18 protein-coding genes are annotated in these 15,696 nt (G+C 35.1%); 14 read left to right on the top strand and 4 right to left on the bottom strand.

Annotated elements, in window-relative coordinates; all coding sequences use genetic code 11:
* Positions 1-29 precede the first annotated feature (29 nt).
* Entirely contained in the window at positions 30-719 is a 690-nt protein-coding gene (locus NSQ59_RS17565; protein WP_055740586.1) for an ArsR/SmtB family transcription factor, read from the bottom strand.
* A gap of 88 nt (positions 720-807) precedes the next feature.
* Between NSQ59_RS17565 and NSQ59_RS17560 the strand changes: the two genes are divergently transcribed.
* The 5 genes from NSQ59_RS17560 to mraY all read left to right on the top strand — a co-directional run bounded on the left by NSQ59_RS17560 (position 808) and on the right by mraY (position 4,419).
* The gene (locus NSQ59_RS17560) at positions 808-1,437 is read left to right on the top strand and encodes a flavin reductase family protein (RefSeq protein ID WP_055740585.1); all 630 of its coding nucleotides are present in this window, start codon (positions 808-810) and stop codon (positions 1,435-1,437) included.
* A gap of 94 nt (positions 1,438-1,531) precedes the next feature.
* Positions 1,532-2,317, top strand: a complete 786-nt coding sequence (locus tag NSQ59_RS17555; RefSeq protein ID WP_055740584.1) for a GNAT family N-acetyltransferase — start codon at positions 1,532-1,534, stop codon at positions 2,315-2,317.
* Positions 2,318-2,456: 139 nt separating this feature from the next.
* Entirely contained in the window at positions 2,457-2,648 is a 192-nt protein-coding gene (locus NSQ59_RS17550; RefSeq protein ID WP_055740583.1) for a helix-turn-helix transcriptional regulator, read from the top strand.
* Positions 2,641-3,222: a peptide deformylase gene (gene def, locus NSQ59_RS17545; protein ID WP_055740582.1), complete on the top strand. Its 582-nt coding sequence runs from the start codon at positions 2,641-2,643 to the stop codon at positions 3,220-3,222. The genes NSQ59_RS17550 and def overlap by 8 nt, the downstream gene beginning before the upstream one ends.
* Before the next feature lie 240 nt (positions 3,223-3,462).
* Positions 3,463-4,419: a phospho-N-acetylmuramoyl-pentapeptide-transferase gene (gene mraY / locus NSQ59_RS17540; protein ID WP_321198430.1), complete on the top strand. Its 957-nt coding sequence runs from the start codon at positions 3,463-3,465 to the stop codon at positions 4,417-4,419.
* Here mraY and NSQ59_RS17535 read toward each other — a convergent pair.
* Together NSQ59_RS17535 and NSQ59_RS17530 are read right to left on the bottom strand one after the other, a co-directional pair.
* A complete protein-coding gene (locus NSQ59_RS17535) occupies positions 4,379-4,567 on the bottom strand; it encodes a hypothetical protein (RefSeq protein ID WP_055740581.1) in 189 nt (62 codons plus the stop codon). The genes mraY and NSQ59_RS17535 overlap by 41 nt on opposite strands.
* Positions 4,568-4,669: 102 nt before the next feature.
* Positions 4,670-5,476 (bottom strand): mechanosensitive ion channel family protein, encoded by an 807-nt coding sequence (locus NSQ59_RS17530; RefSeq protein WP_055740580.1) that lies wholly within the window; start codon positions 5,474-5,476, stop codon positions 4,670-4,672.
* A 335-nt stretch (positions 5,477-5,811) separates the two neighbouring features.
* Between NSQ59_RS17530 and NSQ59_RS17525 the strand changes: the two genes are divergently transcribed.
* The 9 genes from NSQ59_RS17525 to NSQ59_RS17485 all read left to right on the top strand — a co-directional run bounded on the left by NSQ59_RS17525 (position 5,812) and on the right by NSQ59_RS17485 (position 14,637).
* Positions 5,812-6,360: a peroxiredoxin gene (locus tag NSQ59_RS17525; RefSeq protein WP_055740579.1), complete on the top strand. Its 549-nt coding sequence runs from the start codon at positions 5,812-5,814 to the stop codon at positions 6,358-6,360.
* 74 nt (positions 6,361-6,434) lie between these two features.
* Positions 6,435-6,890 carry a TlpA disulfide reductase family protein gene (locus tag NSQ59_RS17520; protein ID WP_055740578.1) on the top strand — a complete coding sequence of 152 codons (456 nt, stop codon included), beginning with the start codon at positions 6,435-6,437 and terminating at the stop codon, positions 6,888-6,890.
* Positions 6,891-7,379: 489 nt separating this feature from the next.
* On the top strand, positions 7,380-9,134 hold the full coding sequence (locus NSQ59_RS17515) for an ABC transporter ATP-binding protein (RefSeq protein WP_126647141.1): 1,755 nt from the start codon (positions 7,380-7,382) through the stop codon (positions 9,132-9,134).
* Between the two features lie 43 nt (positions 9,135-9,177).
* Positions 9,178-10,968 carry an ABC transporter ATP-binding protein gene (locus tag NSQ59_RS17510; protein WP_152982426.1) on the top strand — a complete coding sequence of 597 codons (1,791 nt, stop codon included), beginning with the start codon at positions 9,178-9,180 and terminating at the stop codon, positions 10,966-10,968.
* A gap of 145 nt (positions 10,969-11,113) precedes the next feature.
* The gene (locus tag NSQ59_RS17505) at positions 11,114-11,464 is read left to right on the top strand and encodes a lmo0954 family membrane protein (RefSeq protein ID WP_055740574.1); all 351 of its coding nucleotides are present in this window, start codon (positions 11,114-11,116) and stop codon (positions 11,462-11,464) included.
* A gap of 21 nt (positions 11,465-11,485) precedes the next feature.
* Positions 11,486-12,130 (top strand): PspA/IM30 family protein, encoded by a 645-nt coding sequence (locus tag NSQ59_RS17500; protein ID WP_055740573.1) that lies wholly within the window; start codon positions 11,486-11,488, stop codon positions 12,128-12,130.
* 107 nt (positions 12,131-12,237) lie between these two features.
* On the top strand, positions 12,238-12,957 hold the full coding sequence (gene liaF / locus NSQ59_RS17495) for a cell wall-active antibiotics response protein LiaF (protein WP_055740572.1): 720 nt from the start codon (positions 12,238-12,240) through the stop codon (positions 12,955-12,957).
* Positions 12,954-13,997: a sensor histidine kinase gene (locus NSQ59_RS17490; RefSeq protein WP_055740571.1), complete on the top strand. Its 1,044-nt coding sequence runs from the start codon at positions 12,954-12,956 to the stop codon at positions 13,995-13,997. Before liaF ends, NSQ59_RS17490 begins: the two co-directional genes overlap by 4 nt.
* A gap of 1 nt (position 13,998) precedes the next feature.
* On the top strand, positions 13,999-14,637 hold the full coding sequence (locus tag NSQ59_RS17485) for a response regulator (protein WP_055740570.1): 639 nt from the start codon (positions 13,999-14,001) through the stop codon (positions 14,635-14,637).
* Here the strand turns inward: NSQ59_RS17485 and NSQ59_RS17480 are convergent.
* Positions 14,634-15,662 carry an XdhC family protein gene (locus NSQ59_RS17480; protein WP_055740569.1) on the bottom strand — a complete coding sequence of 343 codons (1,029 nt, stop codon included), beginning with the start codon at positions 15,660-15,662 and terminating at the stop codon, positions 14,634-14,636. The genes NSQ59_RS17485 and NSQ59_RS17480 overlap by 4 nt on opposite strands.
* Positions 15,663-15,696 lie beyond the last annotated feature (34 nt).

Raw genomic sequence — 15,696 nt, 5'->3', positions numbered from 1 at the left:
TAAGGAACATCACTTATGGGATACTTTTTTTATATATTCATAGATGGAAAAATATTTTTTATTTCTTTTACACCATTTTGCGTAACAATAATGGCTCGTGACTTTGGATGACGCTTGATCCAATTTAATTCAAGCAATCTTTCAAGTATAGCATTTCCAAGCGCTCCGCCTAAATGATAGTGACGTTCACTCCAATCAATGCATTTCAATGAAAATTTCCGCTTTTTTCTTTTTATTTGTTCAATATTAATTTGAAAATCGGAGAAAAATTGCTTTCCGTTTTCAGTAACGATAAACTCTTTGTCACATTCCGTGAGATATCCTTTATGGAGCAAGCCTTTTGTAAGTTCTACTCCCAATTTCCCGGCAAGATGATCATAACAAGTTCTGGCATTTTTTAATGCCTTCATTTCCGTTGATTGTTTTAAGGATTTAATTTCTACAGGCGGTGAGAGTGCAAGTAGTGACTCAAGAATTTGGGCAATTTCGGAATTTGCCAGGCGATAATAACGATGGCGGCCCTGATTTTCTATAGTAACCATATTTAATTCGGCTAATTTTGCTAAATGAAAGCTTGCCGTTTGTTGCTTGATTCCCGCTTGATAAGCGAGTTCACTAGCCGTATGAAAGCGATCATCCAGTAAAGTCGTCAAAATCGCGGCCCTTGAAGACTCACTTACTAGAGAGGCAACCTTTGCAATATTTGGACTGGTACTCAAATACCTCATCTCCTTTAAAAGGATTTCATATTTCGATGATAATGGAAATATTCCTATTTTACAATGATATTGCAGAAAGAAAGAGGAGATGAAGAAAATGAATCCAACCAAAACAAGAGTAAACCATATTTCTATTACACCCAAAATCTTATATTATGGGACACCTGTTATATTACTTAATACATTAAATGAAGATGGATCAACAAATATCAGCCCTATTTCGTCTTCATGGGCATTAGGAGACAATATCATTTTAGGGATTGGTCAAGGCGGAAAGGCAATGGAGAATCTTCAAAGGCATAAAGAATGTGTGTTAAACATCCCTGACTATTCACTTTGGAGACAAGTGGAAGCTATAGCTCCTTTTACAGGTAAGAACCCGGTTCCGGAAGGAAAGCAAAAACTGGGATTTTCCTATAAAAAGGATAAATTTCATGCTGGTGAGCTAACGGAGCAAGCATCCCATAAAGTGAAGCCTTCCAGAATAAATGAATGCCCAATCCAAATAGAAGCAGAAGTAAAAAATATTAGAATCCCGGAATATGACCCTTTCTTTGGGATCATTGAAACGAAGGCATTAAAAGTACATGTACTAGAAGAGTTGGTAATCGGAGATCATCATATCGATCCTGAAAAGTGGAATCCGTTAATTTATAATTTCCGTCACTACTTTGGATTGGGGAATCAGTTAGGAAAAACGTATCGCGCAGAGGTTTAAATTGGACGATTTACCCTTTGAATTAGAAAATTTCGATTGATATATCGATATAGATTGTTTAATATATTCTATAAACTAATTTGGAGGGTTATTAATGATTAGGAAATTGACAGCTTCAGATAACGTTCAAGTAATGGAGTTCTTGATGGATGAACCATCTTTAAATCTCTTTATCATTGGGGATATTGAATCATTTGGATATGATAGTGATTTTCAAGAATTGTGGGGAGATTTTACACTGACCGGTAATTTAAGAGGTGTATTATTACGCTATTATCACACTTTTATCCCTTATGGAAAAGAAGATTTCGATGTTCTTGGGTTTGTTGATATCATTAAAAAAGATCCGGAATTCAAACTGTCAGGAATCGAAAAGATTGTGGAAAAGTTGGAAGATGCTATCGAAGGGAATCTTGGCAGAAAGCAAGTGACCTATTTTTGTGAGTGCACTAAAGAACAATTTAATGGAGAAAGCAGTGAACTGTTTGCCGTAAAGAAAGCGGGAATCGATGATATTGATAGAATTTTAGAATTACGGGCGGGAATACAAGAATTTGTTCCAAATCCTCATGGAAAAGAAATGATGGTAAAGGCGATGGAAATTGGAAAAGCGCGAACCTATTTTATTGAAGTAAATGGTGAAATGGTGGCTTCAGTTTCCACAACTGCTGAGAATTCCATATCCGCGATGATAGTTGGTGTTTGTACATCTGAAAAACATCGAAAAAAAGGGTATGCTAGCCAGGTAATGGAAAAATTGATGGCAGATGTTTTAGAGGAAGGAAAGTCCTTATGTTTATTTTACGATAATCCTGAAGCCGGGAGAATTTATAAAAGATTAGGATTTAAGGATATTGGCAGGTGGACAATGTACCGATAAAAAAATAGACTTCGGACTTACCGAAGTCTATTTTTTGTGAATCATTTAGTTGATTTTTAAATAATATGTCTAATAGGTTGGACATTTTAACGAATAAATGGTACTTTAATTTATATAAATCTTTTTGATGGTGAAGGCTATGAAAAATAAAATAAAAGAATTTAGAAGGAAACTTGGTTTAACACAAGAAACCTTAGCATATAATTGTGGTGTCGTAAGGCAGACCATAAATTGTGTGGAAAATGATAAATATGATCCGACATTGGATTTAGCTTTCAAAATAGCCCAGAACTTACATGTAAAGGTAGATGAATTGTTTATTTATGAGTAAATTTAATGAGTCTTATATCATAACGATGAAGGATATTGTACGGGAAGGCGATCCCATTTTACGTCAGCAGACAGAAGAAGTTACTCTCCCACCGACAAATGAGGAATTGGAAACATTAAAATGTATGCTGCAATTTCTGAAAAATAGCCAAGATCCAGAATTAGCCGCAAAATATAAATTGAGATCCGGTGTTGGTTTATCCGCTAATCAGATCGGCCTAAATAAAAGGATGTTTGCTGCTTATTTTCATGATGAAAAAGGCAATCTTCATGAATATGGTCTTATCAATCCGAAGATAATCAGCCATTCCATTTCAATGATTTATATTACAAACGGGGAAGGATGTCTCTCAGTAGACAGAGATGTACCTGGATATGTTCCAAGATATGAAAGGATAAAAGTGAAAGCAATAGATATAACAGGTAAGGAAGTTACGATAAAATTAAGCGGTTTTGGGGCTATTGTTGCTCAACATGAAATCGATCATTTAAATGGTATTATGTTTTACGATCATATAAATCAGGAAAACCCGTTTAAGCTTCCTGAAAATGTGGAAATCAAAAGTGTATTTTAATAGAAAATTCACTAACCGGTAGTTGCTTGTGTTAGATAGAGTCACACTTGTTTAAAAACTTTCTTATACATTAATTAAAACGAAGCATTTTTGCTTCGTTTTTTCTTTTATTACGAACTTTTTCTTTAGTCATTGCATAAAATCTTAATATTTGAGGTTGTTTTAAAATGAATATAGAAAATTGGAATTATTTACTGTATCCTTATAATTATGAATGTATAGATAAAAGGAGGACCACATGTGGTAGGTTCATTTATGCCTGCAATAATATCTTTTGCATCTGTTTCAATTTTGTGTCCATTTTTCATTCTTTTATTGAAAAAACTTGGATTAACACAGCCGATCAGGAAAGAGCTTCCAGCAGATCACCAGTTAAAAAAGGGAACGCCATTAATGACAGGGTGTATTTTTGCCCTTGGAGTAGTAATTGCATTACTTTTTAATCATTCACCATTGATGGTGTTTTTGGCCATCACCTACTTTTTATTCGGATTGATAGGCTTTTGGGATGACTTTTGGAAAGCATCCCGGCAAGATCCTGGTGGAATTTCCGGCAAAACAAAGTTAGTATTTCAATTTTTGTTCACGGGAGTTTTGCTTTATTATATGGTATCCATATTGGGAATCGATACAAACATACAAATCACAAGTTCTTTCGTTATTCCGATGCCGATGATCGTTTACATTGTCATTGTTGGTTTATTTGTGATTGGTTCAGCCAATGCGATAAATTTTACGGATGGAATGGATGGACTATTGGGAGTTGTTTGCATTCCAACTTATTTTTTCTTTTATTACATTACAGATAGCACGGAAGTCCAAATTTTTTGCCTAATAATGATTGCTTGTGTGCTCGCATTTCTCATCTATAATATATATCCGGCAAAAGCGTTCATGGGTGATACGGGCTCTTTAGCCATTGGAGGGTCGTTAGCCTTTTTAGCTGTTCATGAAAAAGTGGAAATCGTTATTCCTATCTTGTTCTTTGTTTATTTTGCAGAACAATTATCTGTAATTATGCAAGTCAGCTATTTTAAGATGACGAGAAAACGTATATTTCGAATGACACCAATTCATTTTCATTTCGGGTTAAAGTATGGCTGGTCGGAAAATATGATAGTAATTGTCTTTGGTTTCGTCTCTTGGCTCTGTACTTTTATGTGTTTAATTTATTGGAGATTCTTTTTAAATCAATAAATGCTGTCAACATGGTTCCGATAAAGAAAAAAGGCAGCCATGCGATACATAAGATGGCAAAAAGCTTCCATGGATGAAAATCGGCAATCATCATAAAAAGTGAGCTAATCACGATACCAATGAATAAATAAATAGTTAATATCTCCATAACACACACTCCTTTTAGTTATTATAAGGAGCTGTGAATAATTTGTTTGGGCGATTATTAAAAAGGACTGGGCATATCATATTTGCTCCAGTCCTTTTTGTATTATGCTTCCGCAACCTGTTCATCTAAAGTTTCTTTAATCACTTTCTTTAACTTTCTTTCTACTTCAGCTTGTTTTCCGTTTGTTGTTTTTGCAATGACGCGAAGGACAATTTCAGATGTGCTAAAGGATTGAACACCCAAAACATTCGGCCCTTCCACAATGTTTTCATCTTCAAATTTTACGGCGTCGCATGCTTTTTGGATGACAGTAATCGCATCATCAATATTTGGGTTATCACTAATCTTTATATCTACAAGGGCTTGCATATTTCCTCTTGAATGGTTACTTAAGCTTGTTATTAAGCGATTTGGTATATAATGAAGCGTTCCATCCACGGAACGTAACTGAGTAGTCCGAAGACCAACCTGTTCGACCACTCCTGTAAAGTTCCCCGTTGTAATATAATCATCAACGTCTACTTGCCTCTCCAGTAATAAGAAGAAGCCTGTTACGACATCGCTCACTAGTCCCTGTGCTCCAAAACCTACCGCTAATCCGACAATACCAGCACCTGCTAATAATGCGGTAACTTTAATGCCGAACATAGGAAGTACTGTAGCGAAGAAAATGAAAACCAGTACATAGGAAAATATATTTTCACATAAGATTTCTAATGTTTTAGAACGACTTGTCGAGACTAACGGGTTTTTTGCATGATTCACAAACGCGGTATGGATAATCTTTCTCCCAATTGCCTTAATAATTATGTAGATTATATAAGTAACAACTACTTTAAGAAGAAGAGTTCCGATTTTTACCAATAATCCCATCCAATCAAAATCAATTATTTTTTCTGCCAAATTCATCTACGTCTCCCTTTCTAGTTAAACTATATATATTATAAATGAAACAAGCATATTATTTCATTCCCAATATCATACATGATAAACTCAGGAAATAAATGAATTTTCATCATCATTTAATTAAATTGTTTATTTTTTACCTAAAACGGGAAAAACATTAAGGTGTTAACTTTTTCGAATAGCTCATGAAAATATAATTATTTTTTATTTACACTGATTTTAATTTAAAGTTGACGATAATATAGTTGTATTACTATAATTATAATTGTAATGTACAAGAAGTAATTGAGAAAATCCTCATTACTTTATCAATTATAAACTTAATGGAGGGATTTTTAATGGCAGAACGCATGGTAGCGAAACAAGCCCCACGTTTTGAAATGGAAGCAGTAATGCCAAACAAAGAATTTGGTAAAGTTAGTTTAGAAGAAAACATGAAAAATGATAAGTGGACAGTGTTATTTTTCTATCCAATGGATTTCACATTTGTTTGTCCTACTGAAATCACAGCAATGTCCGATCGTTATGATGAATTCGAAGATCTTGATGCAGAAGTAATTGGAGTATCTACAGATACAATACATACACATTTAGCTTGGATTAAAACAGATCGTAAAGAAAATGGTCTTGGCGATTTGAACTACCCGCTTGCTGCTGATACAAACCATAAGGTAGCTAGTGATTATGGAGTTCTTATTGAAGAAGAAGGTGTTGCGCTACGCGGATTATTCATCATCAATCCTGAGGGTGAATTAATGTACCAAGTTGTCAACCATAATAATATTGGTCGTTCTGTAGATGAAACTCTACGTGTACTTCAAGCATTACAAACTGGCGGACTTTGCCCTGCAAACTGGAAGCCAGGACAAGCTACATTAAATGTTTAATTGTCCGGAGCAATATAAGGCCTAACAAAATATGTTAGGCCTTTTTCTAAATAAAATAAATGGAGGGATCTAATATGAAGCTTCGTGAACCAATGCCAGAATTAAATGGTGCTACCGCATGGCTTAATGGTGAAGTTTCTCGCTCTGAACTTGTTGGAGAGAAACCGACTTTAATTCATTTCTGGTCCATTAGCTGTCACCTATGTAAAGAAGCAATGCCACAGGTAAATCAATTTCGCGATGAATATAAAGATAAATTGAATGTGGTGGCTGTACATATGCCACGATCTGAAGATGATTTAAATTTAGATGAAATAAAACGAGTAGCTGAGGAGCATGGCATTACTCAGCCGATTTTTGTAGATAGTGAGCATAAATTAACAGACACATTTGAAAATCAATATGTACCTGCTTATTATGTATTTGATAAAGACGGCAATCTTCGCCATTTTCAAGCAGGTGGAAGCGGCATGAAGATGTTAGAAAAACGTGTAAACCGTGTACTTGATGAAATGGAAGCAGCAAAATAAAGATGAAAAGGCAGATAATTTATCTGTCTTTTTTTTGTCATATTATAAATAAGGGAGCATATGTATAGGAGGTGTTTCTTTTTGGGTTATCGTTTAACATCGAAACTGGACTGCTCTAAAATAAATGATTACTACCCAAAAGGGCTACACTCGAGGCTCTTTTTTCTTTTTGGAAAGAAAGGTAATTTATACTTCATTGAAGTTTTTAAAACTGTTTCCTTTCAGGGATCTTCCTCGAAAAGAAGTCATACGGAAGAAGACCTATAAAAAATAATTAGATTTTCAAGTAAAAAAGCAACAAGTTTATGAAAATAAGCTTTGAAAAAGCAAAAAAATTGTGTAAAAAGACCTAAATTACATTCCGAAAAGACGAAACTTAAAAACATCTAAAAAAATTAAAAAAATTGGGATAAAAAGGTGGAAAAATATTTCGAAACCCGATATATTTATAATTACGTTCAATTAATTTTTACAACGGGGGGGAATTCTGTGGAGACATTTAAAAAGCTTAAACAGTTTTATATGCCATACAAGCATTTGTTTATTACATCCATGATTTTTCTATTGTTTGTTAATGCCATTACAATTGTTTATCCCATAATTCTGCAAATTACCATTGATGAAGGTGTCGTAGGAAAAAAATACAGCTGGATACCATATTTAGCGCTAGGTTTTATTGGAATCATGGCTGTAAAAGGAATTGCAACTTTTATACAGCAATATACAGGCGATATGTTTGGAATTACTTCTGTCTATCGTTTACGGAATGAACTGTATAAAAAGCTGCAATTCTTACCATTCAAGTATTATGACAACGCAAAGACAGGGGATTTGATGTCTAGGCTAACATCCGATGTGGAAGGATTCCGTTTCTTTTTATCCTTCGGGTTTAGTGAATTATTAAGGTTTATTTTTACTTTAACGATCTGTTTTGGTGTTATGTTTTACTATTCTGTTTCCTTAACATTTATGACCATGATTTCTTTACCGTTTTTGGCAGTTGTTGTGTTTCGCTTTGATAAATTAATTCACCCTGCGTTTCGCGGAATAAGACGATCTTTTGGCCGATTGAACACAAATGTTCAAGAAAATATAAGTGGAATTAATACGGTTAAGTCACTGTCTCGTGAAGAGTTCCAAAATTCAAAATTCAATGTATCTAATGAGGACTTCAAAGATAGACAAATTCATACATCCGATATCTGGGCTAAGTTCTTTCCTTTAATGGAACTTATCGGTAACGCATGTATCGTGATTATTTTAGCTTATGGTGGTTACTTAGTTATTCATGAAAAGTTATCACCAGGAGAGCTTGTTGCATTTTACAGCTTAGTTGGGTATATTATTGAGCCAATTATAAATCTTGGATTTACCATTAATATGTTCTCTCAATCGAAGGCATCCGGTGAACGTTTATTAGAGATATTGGAAGCAGATGAAGAAATATTCGATAAGAAAAATGCGATAGAAGTGGAACGAATTCATGGAGATGTGGAGTTTCAAAATGTAACACTAAAATATTTTGGGGATGAAAATGAAGCGATTAAAGATGTCAGCTTTAAAGCTGATAAGGGAAAAGTAATTGGTCTGATTGGGGCAACTGGTTCAGGAAAAACAACGATTACTCAATTAATGACTCGTTTTTATGAACCGGTTAAAGGCGAAGTGCTCATTGATGGACGTCCTGTTTCAGATTATTCCCTGCAATCCTTGCGCTTCAATATTGGATTTGTTCTTCAGGAGTCCTTTTTATTTTCATCCACAATCAAATCGAATATTGCTTATGGGCGACCAGATGCATCAATGGAGGAGATTATTCACGCTGCGAAGCTTGCGCAGGCACATGACTTTATTATGGAATTGCCTGATGGATATGACACTATGCTTGGTGAAAGGGGACTTGGACTTTCCGGAGGTCAAAAACAAAGGATTGCCATTGCACGTGCTATCTGCCTGAATCCAAGTATTTTAATTTTGGATGATGCAACAAGTGCAGTAGATATGGATACAGAATTTAAAATTCAAGAGGGCTTACGAGAGGTAATGAGGGATCGAACAACCTTTATCATTGCGCATAGAATCTCATCCCTTAAGCATGCAGATGAAATTCTCGTATTTGAGGATGGAAAAATCGTGGAAAGAGGAAAACATGAAGAGCTTCTATCCAACGGTGGACCATATGAAAGAATTTACACCATTCAATACAAAGACCAACAAGCCATTCTTCAAGCACAAACAGGGTGAGGTGATATAGGTGGAAGATGCAAAAAAACTTAATCCAAAGGTGATGGAAAGGTTTCATTACTCATCTGAACAGTTGATTGATAAACCTTTTAACTGGAAGCAAATGTTTCGCCTATTGGGTTATGTCAAACCATACTTAAAAACATTAGTACTAAAATCATTTATAACCGTATTATTAAATACCATTATCCGTCTAATTATTCCTACCCTAATAGGAGTATATGCAATAGGTAAAGGGATTGATAAAAAAGATGGTTCTTTTTTAACAACCATAATCGTCATTATCTCTGTATTATTTGTTATGTCCTACATCGCGGGGATATTGCGAATTCGGTGGTTAAATAAGCTTGGACAAAATGTTATCTATGATATTCGGAAGGATTTATTTACACATGTACAAGGATTGTCCCATAATTTCTTTGATAAGCGTTCAGCAGGTTCCATTCTTGTACGTATTATGAATGATACAGGGTCGTTACAGGATTTGTTTACAAACGGGGTCATCAATTTATTAATGGATATGCTGATGTTGGTGGGAGTTATTGTCATTCTCTTTACTTTAAGTCCGCAGATGACATTAGCTGTTATTATCATTTTGCCAATTATGTTTTTGATTTCAACCAAACTAAGGAAAAAAATCCGTATGGCCTGGCAATATATGCGCTTAAAGCAATCAAAGCTTAATTCACATTTAAATGAAAGTATTCAAGGGATACGCGTAACACAGGCATTTACTCAGGAAAAGGAAAATATGGCGTTCTTTGATGGTGTCAATTATGAGAATTATGATGCTTGGAGAAATGCTACTAGAAGATCAGCCATGTTTAGACCGATGGTAGACCTTACAAATGCGGTTGGTTCAGCGGTTCTTATATGGTACGGTGTCCATTTAATTCAACATGACCAACTACAGTTGGGTGCCTTTGTATCTTTTGCCTTTTACTTAGGGATGTTCTGGCAGCCAATTTCTCGGATGGGGCAAGTATACAACCAGCTATTGCAAGCGATGGCATCCTCAGAGAGGATATTTGAATATATGGATGAGAAGCCGCTTGTAAATGAAAAAGGTAATGCGACTTCTTTAACAGACATTAAAGGTCACATTGTTTTTGAAAATGTTGAATTTGCATATGATACAAGACGTAAAGCATTAAATGGTATTAATCTTGAAATGAAGGCAGGGCAAACCATTGCACTTGTCGGCCACACTGGTTCTGGAAAAACAACTATTGCCAATCTAATCAGCCGGTTTTACGATCCAACCGCAGGAAGCGTGAAAATTGATGGTTATGATTTACGTGAGATTACATTGCGCAGTTTAAGAAATCAAATTAGTGTTGTACTTCAGGATACTTTTATCTTTTCCGGAACCATTATGGAAAACATAAAGTTTGGGCGTCCTGATGCAACAGATACAGAAGCAATAAATGCAGCTAAAGCAATTGGAGCTCATCATTTTATAGAAAAGCTTCCGAATGGATATGAAACACAGGTAGAGGAACGAGGAAACATCCTTTCCGTAGGGGAACGCCAATTATTATCATTCGCTCGTGCGTTACTTGCGGATCCGAAAATTATCATTTTAGATGAGGCAACAGCAAGTATTGATACGGAAACAGAAGTTCAAATTCAATCCGCATTAAGAACTTTATTAAAGGGGAGAACATCTGTTATCATTGCTCACCGTCTTTCAACGATTAGGGAAGCTGATAAGATCTTTGTTCTGGATCATGGAAACATAATCGAAGCGGGAAATCATGATGAACTTATGAAGCATCAAGGTGAATATTTCCGTTTGGTGAAAGCTCAATTTAAAGTATTAGAAGAAAAATAAGAGGCAAGAAGGAGAACGACTTCGGTTGTTCTCTTTTTTTGTGTAATTATTATACGTCTTAGGTCCTATTAAAAAATAAAGCTTGAGATTGTTATGCATTCTAACGATTTTTTTTAAGATAAGTATATCGAAAGGAGGAAATAACATGAAAAAGGTTTTGATGTTTAGTTTGGCGGTGATTTTAGCCATTGTCGCTTTAGCAAGCTTAGGTCACATCATTGGTCTTGCGATTAGCTTGGTTGTCGTCTATATCTCATTTAAACAATTTTTAAAATCCCATTCCTTCTGGGGTAAATTGCTTTGGGCTTTAATTGGTATTGCTGGCCTAAGTGCTGTATTAGCAAGCCTTCCAGCATTAGCAGGGATTTTGGCAATCTACTTACTCTATGTAGGATATAAACATTGGAAAAAAGATGAGAACGTAGAAGGGACAAAAGGCAATCCATTTGATAACTTTGATCGCCAATGGGATGAACTAAAGAATAAATTATCTTAAAGATGTAAAGGAGTAATGAAAATGACAAACCTATTAGAAAGAATCAAAAATACTGTAATGGCAGATTTACATGAAGTATTAGATAAAAAAGAACAAAAGAATCCAATCTCTCTCTTAAATCAATATTTAAGAGAGAGTGAAAATGAAACAAAAAAAGTCGCAGGCTTAATAGAGCGCCAGTACATGTTAAAGGAAGAATTTCTTAAAGAGTGGAAGCAAGCAGATTACTTAGCAGATAAGCGCAAAAAACAAGCGGAGGTAGCAAAATTAGCGAATGAGCCGGCACTGCATGAAATGGCCATCGAAGAAGAAGCACAGTACAGAGAGCAAGCTGATAAACTTCGCTTAGCTTATGAGCAAGCAGCTAATCAATTAGAAGAATTGGAACGTAAGCACCGTGAAATGAAACTTAGATTGAAAGATATGAACATTAAAAGATTGGAACTAATGGGCCGTGAAAATGTAATAAAGGTAAATGAAAAGATTCATCATGTTCTAGATGATTCTATAATGGGAAAAGCAGCATCCAGATTTGATGAAACAGAAAGGTATATGGAGCATCTTGAAGCACGCATTAATACTGGTTATGAAAAAAGCATGTTTGATGCTAGAATTGGGCAATTAGAAAAAAAGTTAAAAAGTCAAGAAATATCTGTTAATGAATAGAGTGTACATGGTAATATAATAAGGCAAACATATCTCCCTTTAATTAAAGGGAGATTACGTTATTTTTTATGAAAAGATCAGTCAAGAAGGCAAAAGGAGGGCAGCAAATGAGAAAACTATTTGAACATACATCCCTTTCTTGGATATTCATTGTTGCCGTTATTGGTATATTATTTGAAATATCATTTAGATCCGATTCTTTATTTACACTTGCTGTTGCCGCTATATTAATTTATTACGGGAAGAAAAAGGGCAAGTCTACTCTTGGCATGATTTGTTTTATTATTGGTATCTCCATCGCGTCTATTATTGTAATATCAACCTTCTTTTTTAAGTTTATTTTGTTATGTTTGCTTATCTTCTATTTATTTAACTATAGGAAAAAGAAAAAATTATCGAAAACGATAAAGGTTGAAACGATTGAACCATCAGCAGACAGAAAAATGTACAGAAAACAGCCACTTATAACCAATAAGCTGCTAGGCAGTCAGAAAGTAATAAATCATGTCTATGAATGGGACGATATCAATATTCAAACAGGGATTGGGGACACAGTTATTGATTTAAGTATGACCATGCTCCCGTTAGGAGAATCGGTTATTATCATAAGAGGAATTGTCGGCAACATCCAATTACTTATACCATATGATGTTGGATACTCCATCAATCACTCATCCCTAACTGGAAGCTTGAAGCTATTTGGAAAAGAAGAAAAATTATTGAACCAAAATGTAATATGCTACTCTGATAATTATTATGATGCATCGAGAAAAGTGAAAATTATCACTTCAATTTCCATTGGTGATATTGAGGTGAAACACATATGAGTATTCAAAGATCATTTTTATATTACTTTTGTTCCTTTTCAATTATCATTGCTGCATTTATAACCGTCATATATTGTATATCTGTTAAAACAGATTGGTATCAGGCCCTTTTCTTCACACAAATCTTTTTAATACCGGTAATTGTTTTCATCCTATTAACAAGTTTAATAGTAGGGGCAATTTTTGGAATAGTAATTGGATACTTTGTGAAAAAGAAAATTGAAGAAGTTGATTCCTATTTAGTGGAATTGGAAAAAGGGGATTTTCAATCTTCCTTATTCCCTAAAGAGAAACTAAAAGAAATTGCTTATTTGTACGAGCGGTTATCTGCTATTCAGAAACGGTTTGAGGATCAGGTAAAGGCCTCACAAAAATTAGCGAGTGAAAAAGCTGATTGGAGTGAGAAAATGAAACAGGAAGTGCTGTCTCAGGAAAGAAATCGCCTTGCAAGAGAGCTGCATGATTCCGTCAGTCAGCAATTGTTTGCTGCCAATATGTTATTATCAGCTATTAATCAAAATCCAAACCCTGATGCCTCTACGACAAGTAAACAGATGAAATTAGTAGAGGAAATCATTAGTGAATCCCAATCCGAAATGCGAGCGCTTCTTTTGCATTTAAGACCAATTCAATTGGAAGGAAAAGCATTAAAAGTAGGAATAGAGGAGCTGCTTCATGAATTAACCGCAAAGCTTCCGATGAAGGTAACATGGAAAATCGATAATGTTCATCTGGATAAAGGGGTAGAGGATCATTTATTCAGGATTGTCCAGGAATCGATTTCGAACACGCTTCGTCATGCAAAGGCGAAATTGCTAGAGCTTCATTTAATAAATCGTCAGCAATTTGTATTGTTAAAAATTATTGATAATGGTGTCGGATTTGAAATGGGAAAAGAAAAAGCGGGCTCATACGGATTACAAAATATTCGTGAAAGGGCAGCTGAAATAGGCGGAACAGTAAAAATGATTAGCTTTCGCGGGAAAGGAACAAGTATAGAAGTGAAAGTGCCAATCATTGATGCGGGAAGGATGGGATAAAATGATAAAAGTTTTATTAGTGGACGATCATGAAATGGTTAGAATAGGAGTTTCCGCTTTTTTATCCATTCAACAGGATATTGAAGTAGTAGGGGAAGCAGATAGTGGGGAAAAGGGCGTGGAGTTAGCGCTATCCTTACGCCCGGATATTATTTTAATGGATTTAGTAATGGGGGGCATGGATGGTATTGAAGCAACTAAAGGCATCATAAAGGAATGGCCGGAAGCAAAGATCATTATTGTTACTAGCTTTCTGGATGATGAAAAAGTTTATCCAGCATTAGAAGCAGGTGCTACAAGCTATATGTTGAAAACCTCTAAAGCAAGTGAAATTGCCGAAGCGGTTCGTTCCACATATGCGGGTCAATCGGTATTAGAGCCGCAGGTAACAGGGAAAATGATGATGAGAATGAAACAAGGAAACAAACGACCTCTCCATGAGGATTTAACAAATCGCGAAATCGAAATACTGCTATTAATGGCAGAAGGTAAGTCCAATCAAGAAATTGCGGATGAATTGTTTATTGCATTAAAGACCGTCAAAACACATGTTAGTAATATTCTTAGTAAGCTTGAGGTTCAAGATCGAACACAGGCCGTCATTTATGCATTTAAACATCAATTAATTAAGGAATCTTAATGAACGGTATTCCATTTTTTGTGACGGAATTGTATTAATTCTGCCATAATACTTATGCTTATTTCATCGGATCCTTCTGCGTGTATTTTTAATCCAATCGGGTAATGTATTTTCTGTTTCTGTGATCCATTAATCGTATTAAGTAATTTTTCTGTCCTTTTTTTTGAACCTAAAATACCAATATAATCGACCCGTTCGTATGGTAATTCCTCTAATATTTGTTTATCCCTTTGGAAGTGATGGTTCATTATTACAACAAAAGCTGCTTCGTTTATTGTATGATGCTGAAAAAAAGCAGAGGGATGTTCCGTAATAAGTTTTTCAGCTGTCGGGAAAAAATCGCGATTACAACGACTTTCACGCGGATCAATAACAGTCACTGAAAAATCCAAGCTGGAAGCAAGTTTAACTAGAGGTTCAGCATCATACCCGGCACCGAAAACATATAAACGGGTTTTGGGATTGTTCTTTTCAAGTAAAAAATCTTCCCCTTCGATGGTAACAATTTTTATTTTTTCGAAAGAGTGAATGAATTCTTGGATGGTTTTTTTTATATATGGATGGAATATCGCTTTTTCTCCCTCTTTAACTTGTTTGCCTTCATATGTAAAGAGGTAAGTTGCTTGCGGGCTTTCAGTCATCAGGGATTTTAAAGTAACCATATTTCTTCCGCTTAATAAATAGTTTTTCAATGTTGAAATGGCGAAATTGGAAAAAAGCGGTTCAATAAATACTTCAATTTTACCGTTACATCCAACACCCCATGTAAGGCCATCTTCATCTTGTAAATCATATATTACCCTTTTGCAGCGATTTTTCTTTATTACCTCCAAGGAATGAATGGCTAAATCATCTTCCAAGCAACCGGAACTTAGATTTCCGTACCTCTGTCCATCCTCCCAAAACAGCATTTTTGCACCTGCTTTTCGATAGGATGAGCCTTCAATACGAATGATGGTCGCCAATGCTAATCTCTCTTTTCCATTTGCCTCAATTTGCTCTAATACTCTGCATATATCATTCATGCTGTTCACCTCAAAATTTTAAAACTTTCTTTAC

This window comes from Margalitia sp. FSL K6-0131 (genome assembly GCF_038008735.1).
In the GTDB taxonomy this organism is placed as follows: Bacteria; Bacillota; Bacilli; order Bacillales; family Bacillaceae_C; genus Margalitia; species Margalitia shackletonii.
This window is presented reverse-complemented; position numbering and strand designations above follow the sequence as displayed.

Bases quoted from the DNA above. Each gene is read 5' to 3' on its own strand.
- NSQ59_RS17560 (WP_055740585.1), top strand. From the start codon at position 808: ATGAAGAAAATGAATCCAACCAAAACAAGAGTAAACCATATTTCTATT.
- NSQ59_RS17555 (WP_055740584.1), top strand. From the start codon at position 1,532: ATGATTAGGAAATTGACAGCTTCAGATAACGTTCAAGTAATGGAGTTC.
- NSQ59_RS17550 (WP_055740583.1), top strand. From the start codon at position 2,457: ATGAAAAATAAAATAAAAGAATTTAGAAGGAAACTTGGTTTAACACAA.
- def (WP_055740582.1), top strand. From the start codon at position 2,641: ATGAGTAAATTTAATGAGTCTTATATCATAACGATGAAGGATATTGTA.
- NSQ59_RS17535 (WP_055740581.1), bottom strand. From the start codon at position 4,567: ATGGAGATATTAACTATTTATTTATTCATTGGTATCGTGATTAGCTCA.
- NSQ59_RS17530 (WP_055740580.1), bottom strand. From the start codon at position 5,476: ATGAATTTGGCAGAAAAAATAATTGATTTTGATTGGATGGGATTATTG.
- NSQ59_RS17525 (WP_055740579.1), top strand. From the start codon at position 5,812: ATGGCAGAACGCATGGTAGCGAAACAAGCCCCACGTTTTGAAATGGAA.
- NSQ59_RS17520 (WP_055740578.1), top strand. From the start codon at position 6,435: ATGAAGCTTCGTGAACCAATGCCAGAATTAAATGGTGCTACCGCATGG.
- NSQ59_RS17510 (WP_152982426.1), top strand. From the start codon at position 9,178: ATGGAAAGGTTTCATTACTCATCTGAACAGTTGATTGATAAACCTTTT.
- NSQ59_RS17505 (WP_055740574.1), top strand. From the start codon at position 11,114: ATGAAAAAGGTTTTGATGTTTAGTTTGGCGGTGATTTTAGCCATTGTC.
- NSQ59_RS17500 (WP_055740573.1), top strand. From the start codon at position 11,486: ATGACAAACCTATTAGAAAGAATCAAAAATACTGTAATGGCAGATTTA.
- liaF (WP_055740572.1), top strand. From the start codon at position 12,238: ATGAGAAAACTATTTGAACATACATCCCTTTCTTGGATATTCATTGTT.
- NSQ59_RS17490 (WP_055740571.1), top strand. From the start codon at position 12,954: ATGAGTATTCAAAGATCATTTTTATATTACTTTTGTTCCTTTTCAATT.
- NSQ59_RS17485 (WP_055740570.1), top strand. From the start codon at position 13,999: ATGATAAAAGTTTTATTAGTGGACGATCATGAAATGGTTAGAATAGGA.
- NSQ59_RS17480 (WP_055740569.1), bottom strand. From the start codon at position 15,662: ATGAATGATATATGCAGAGTATTAGAGCAAATTGAGGCAAATGGAAAA.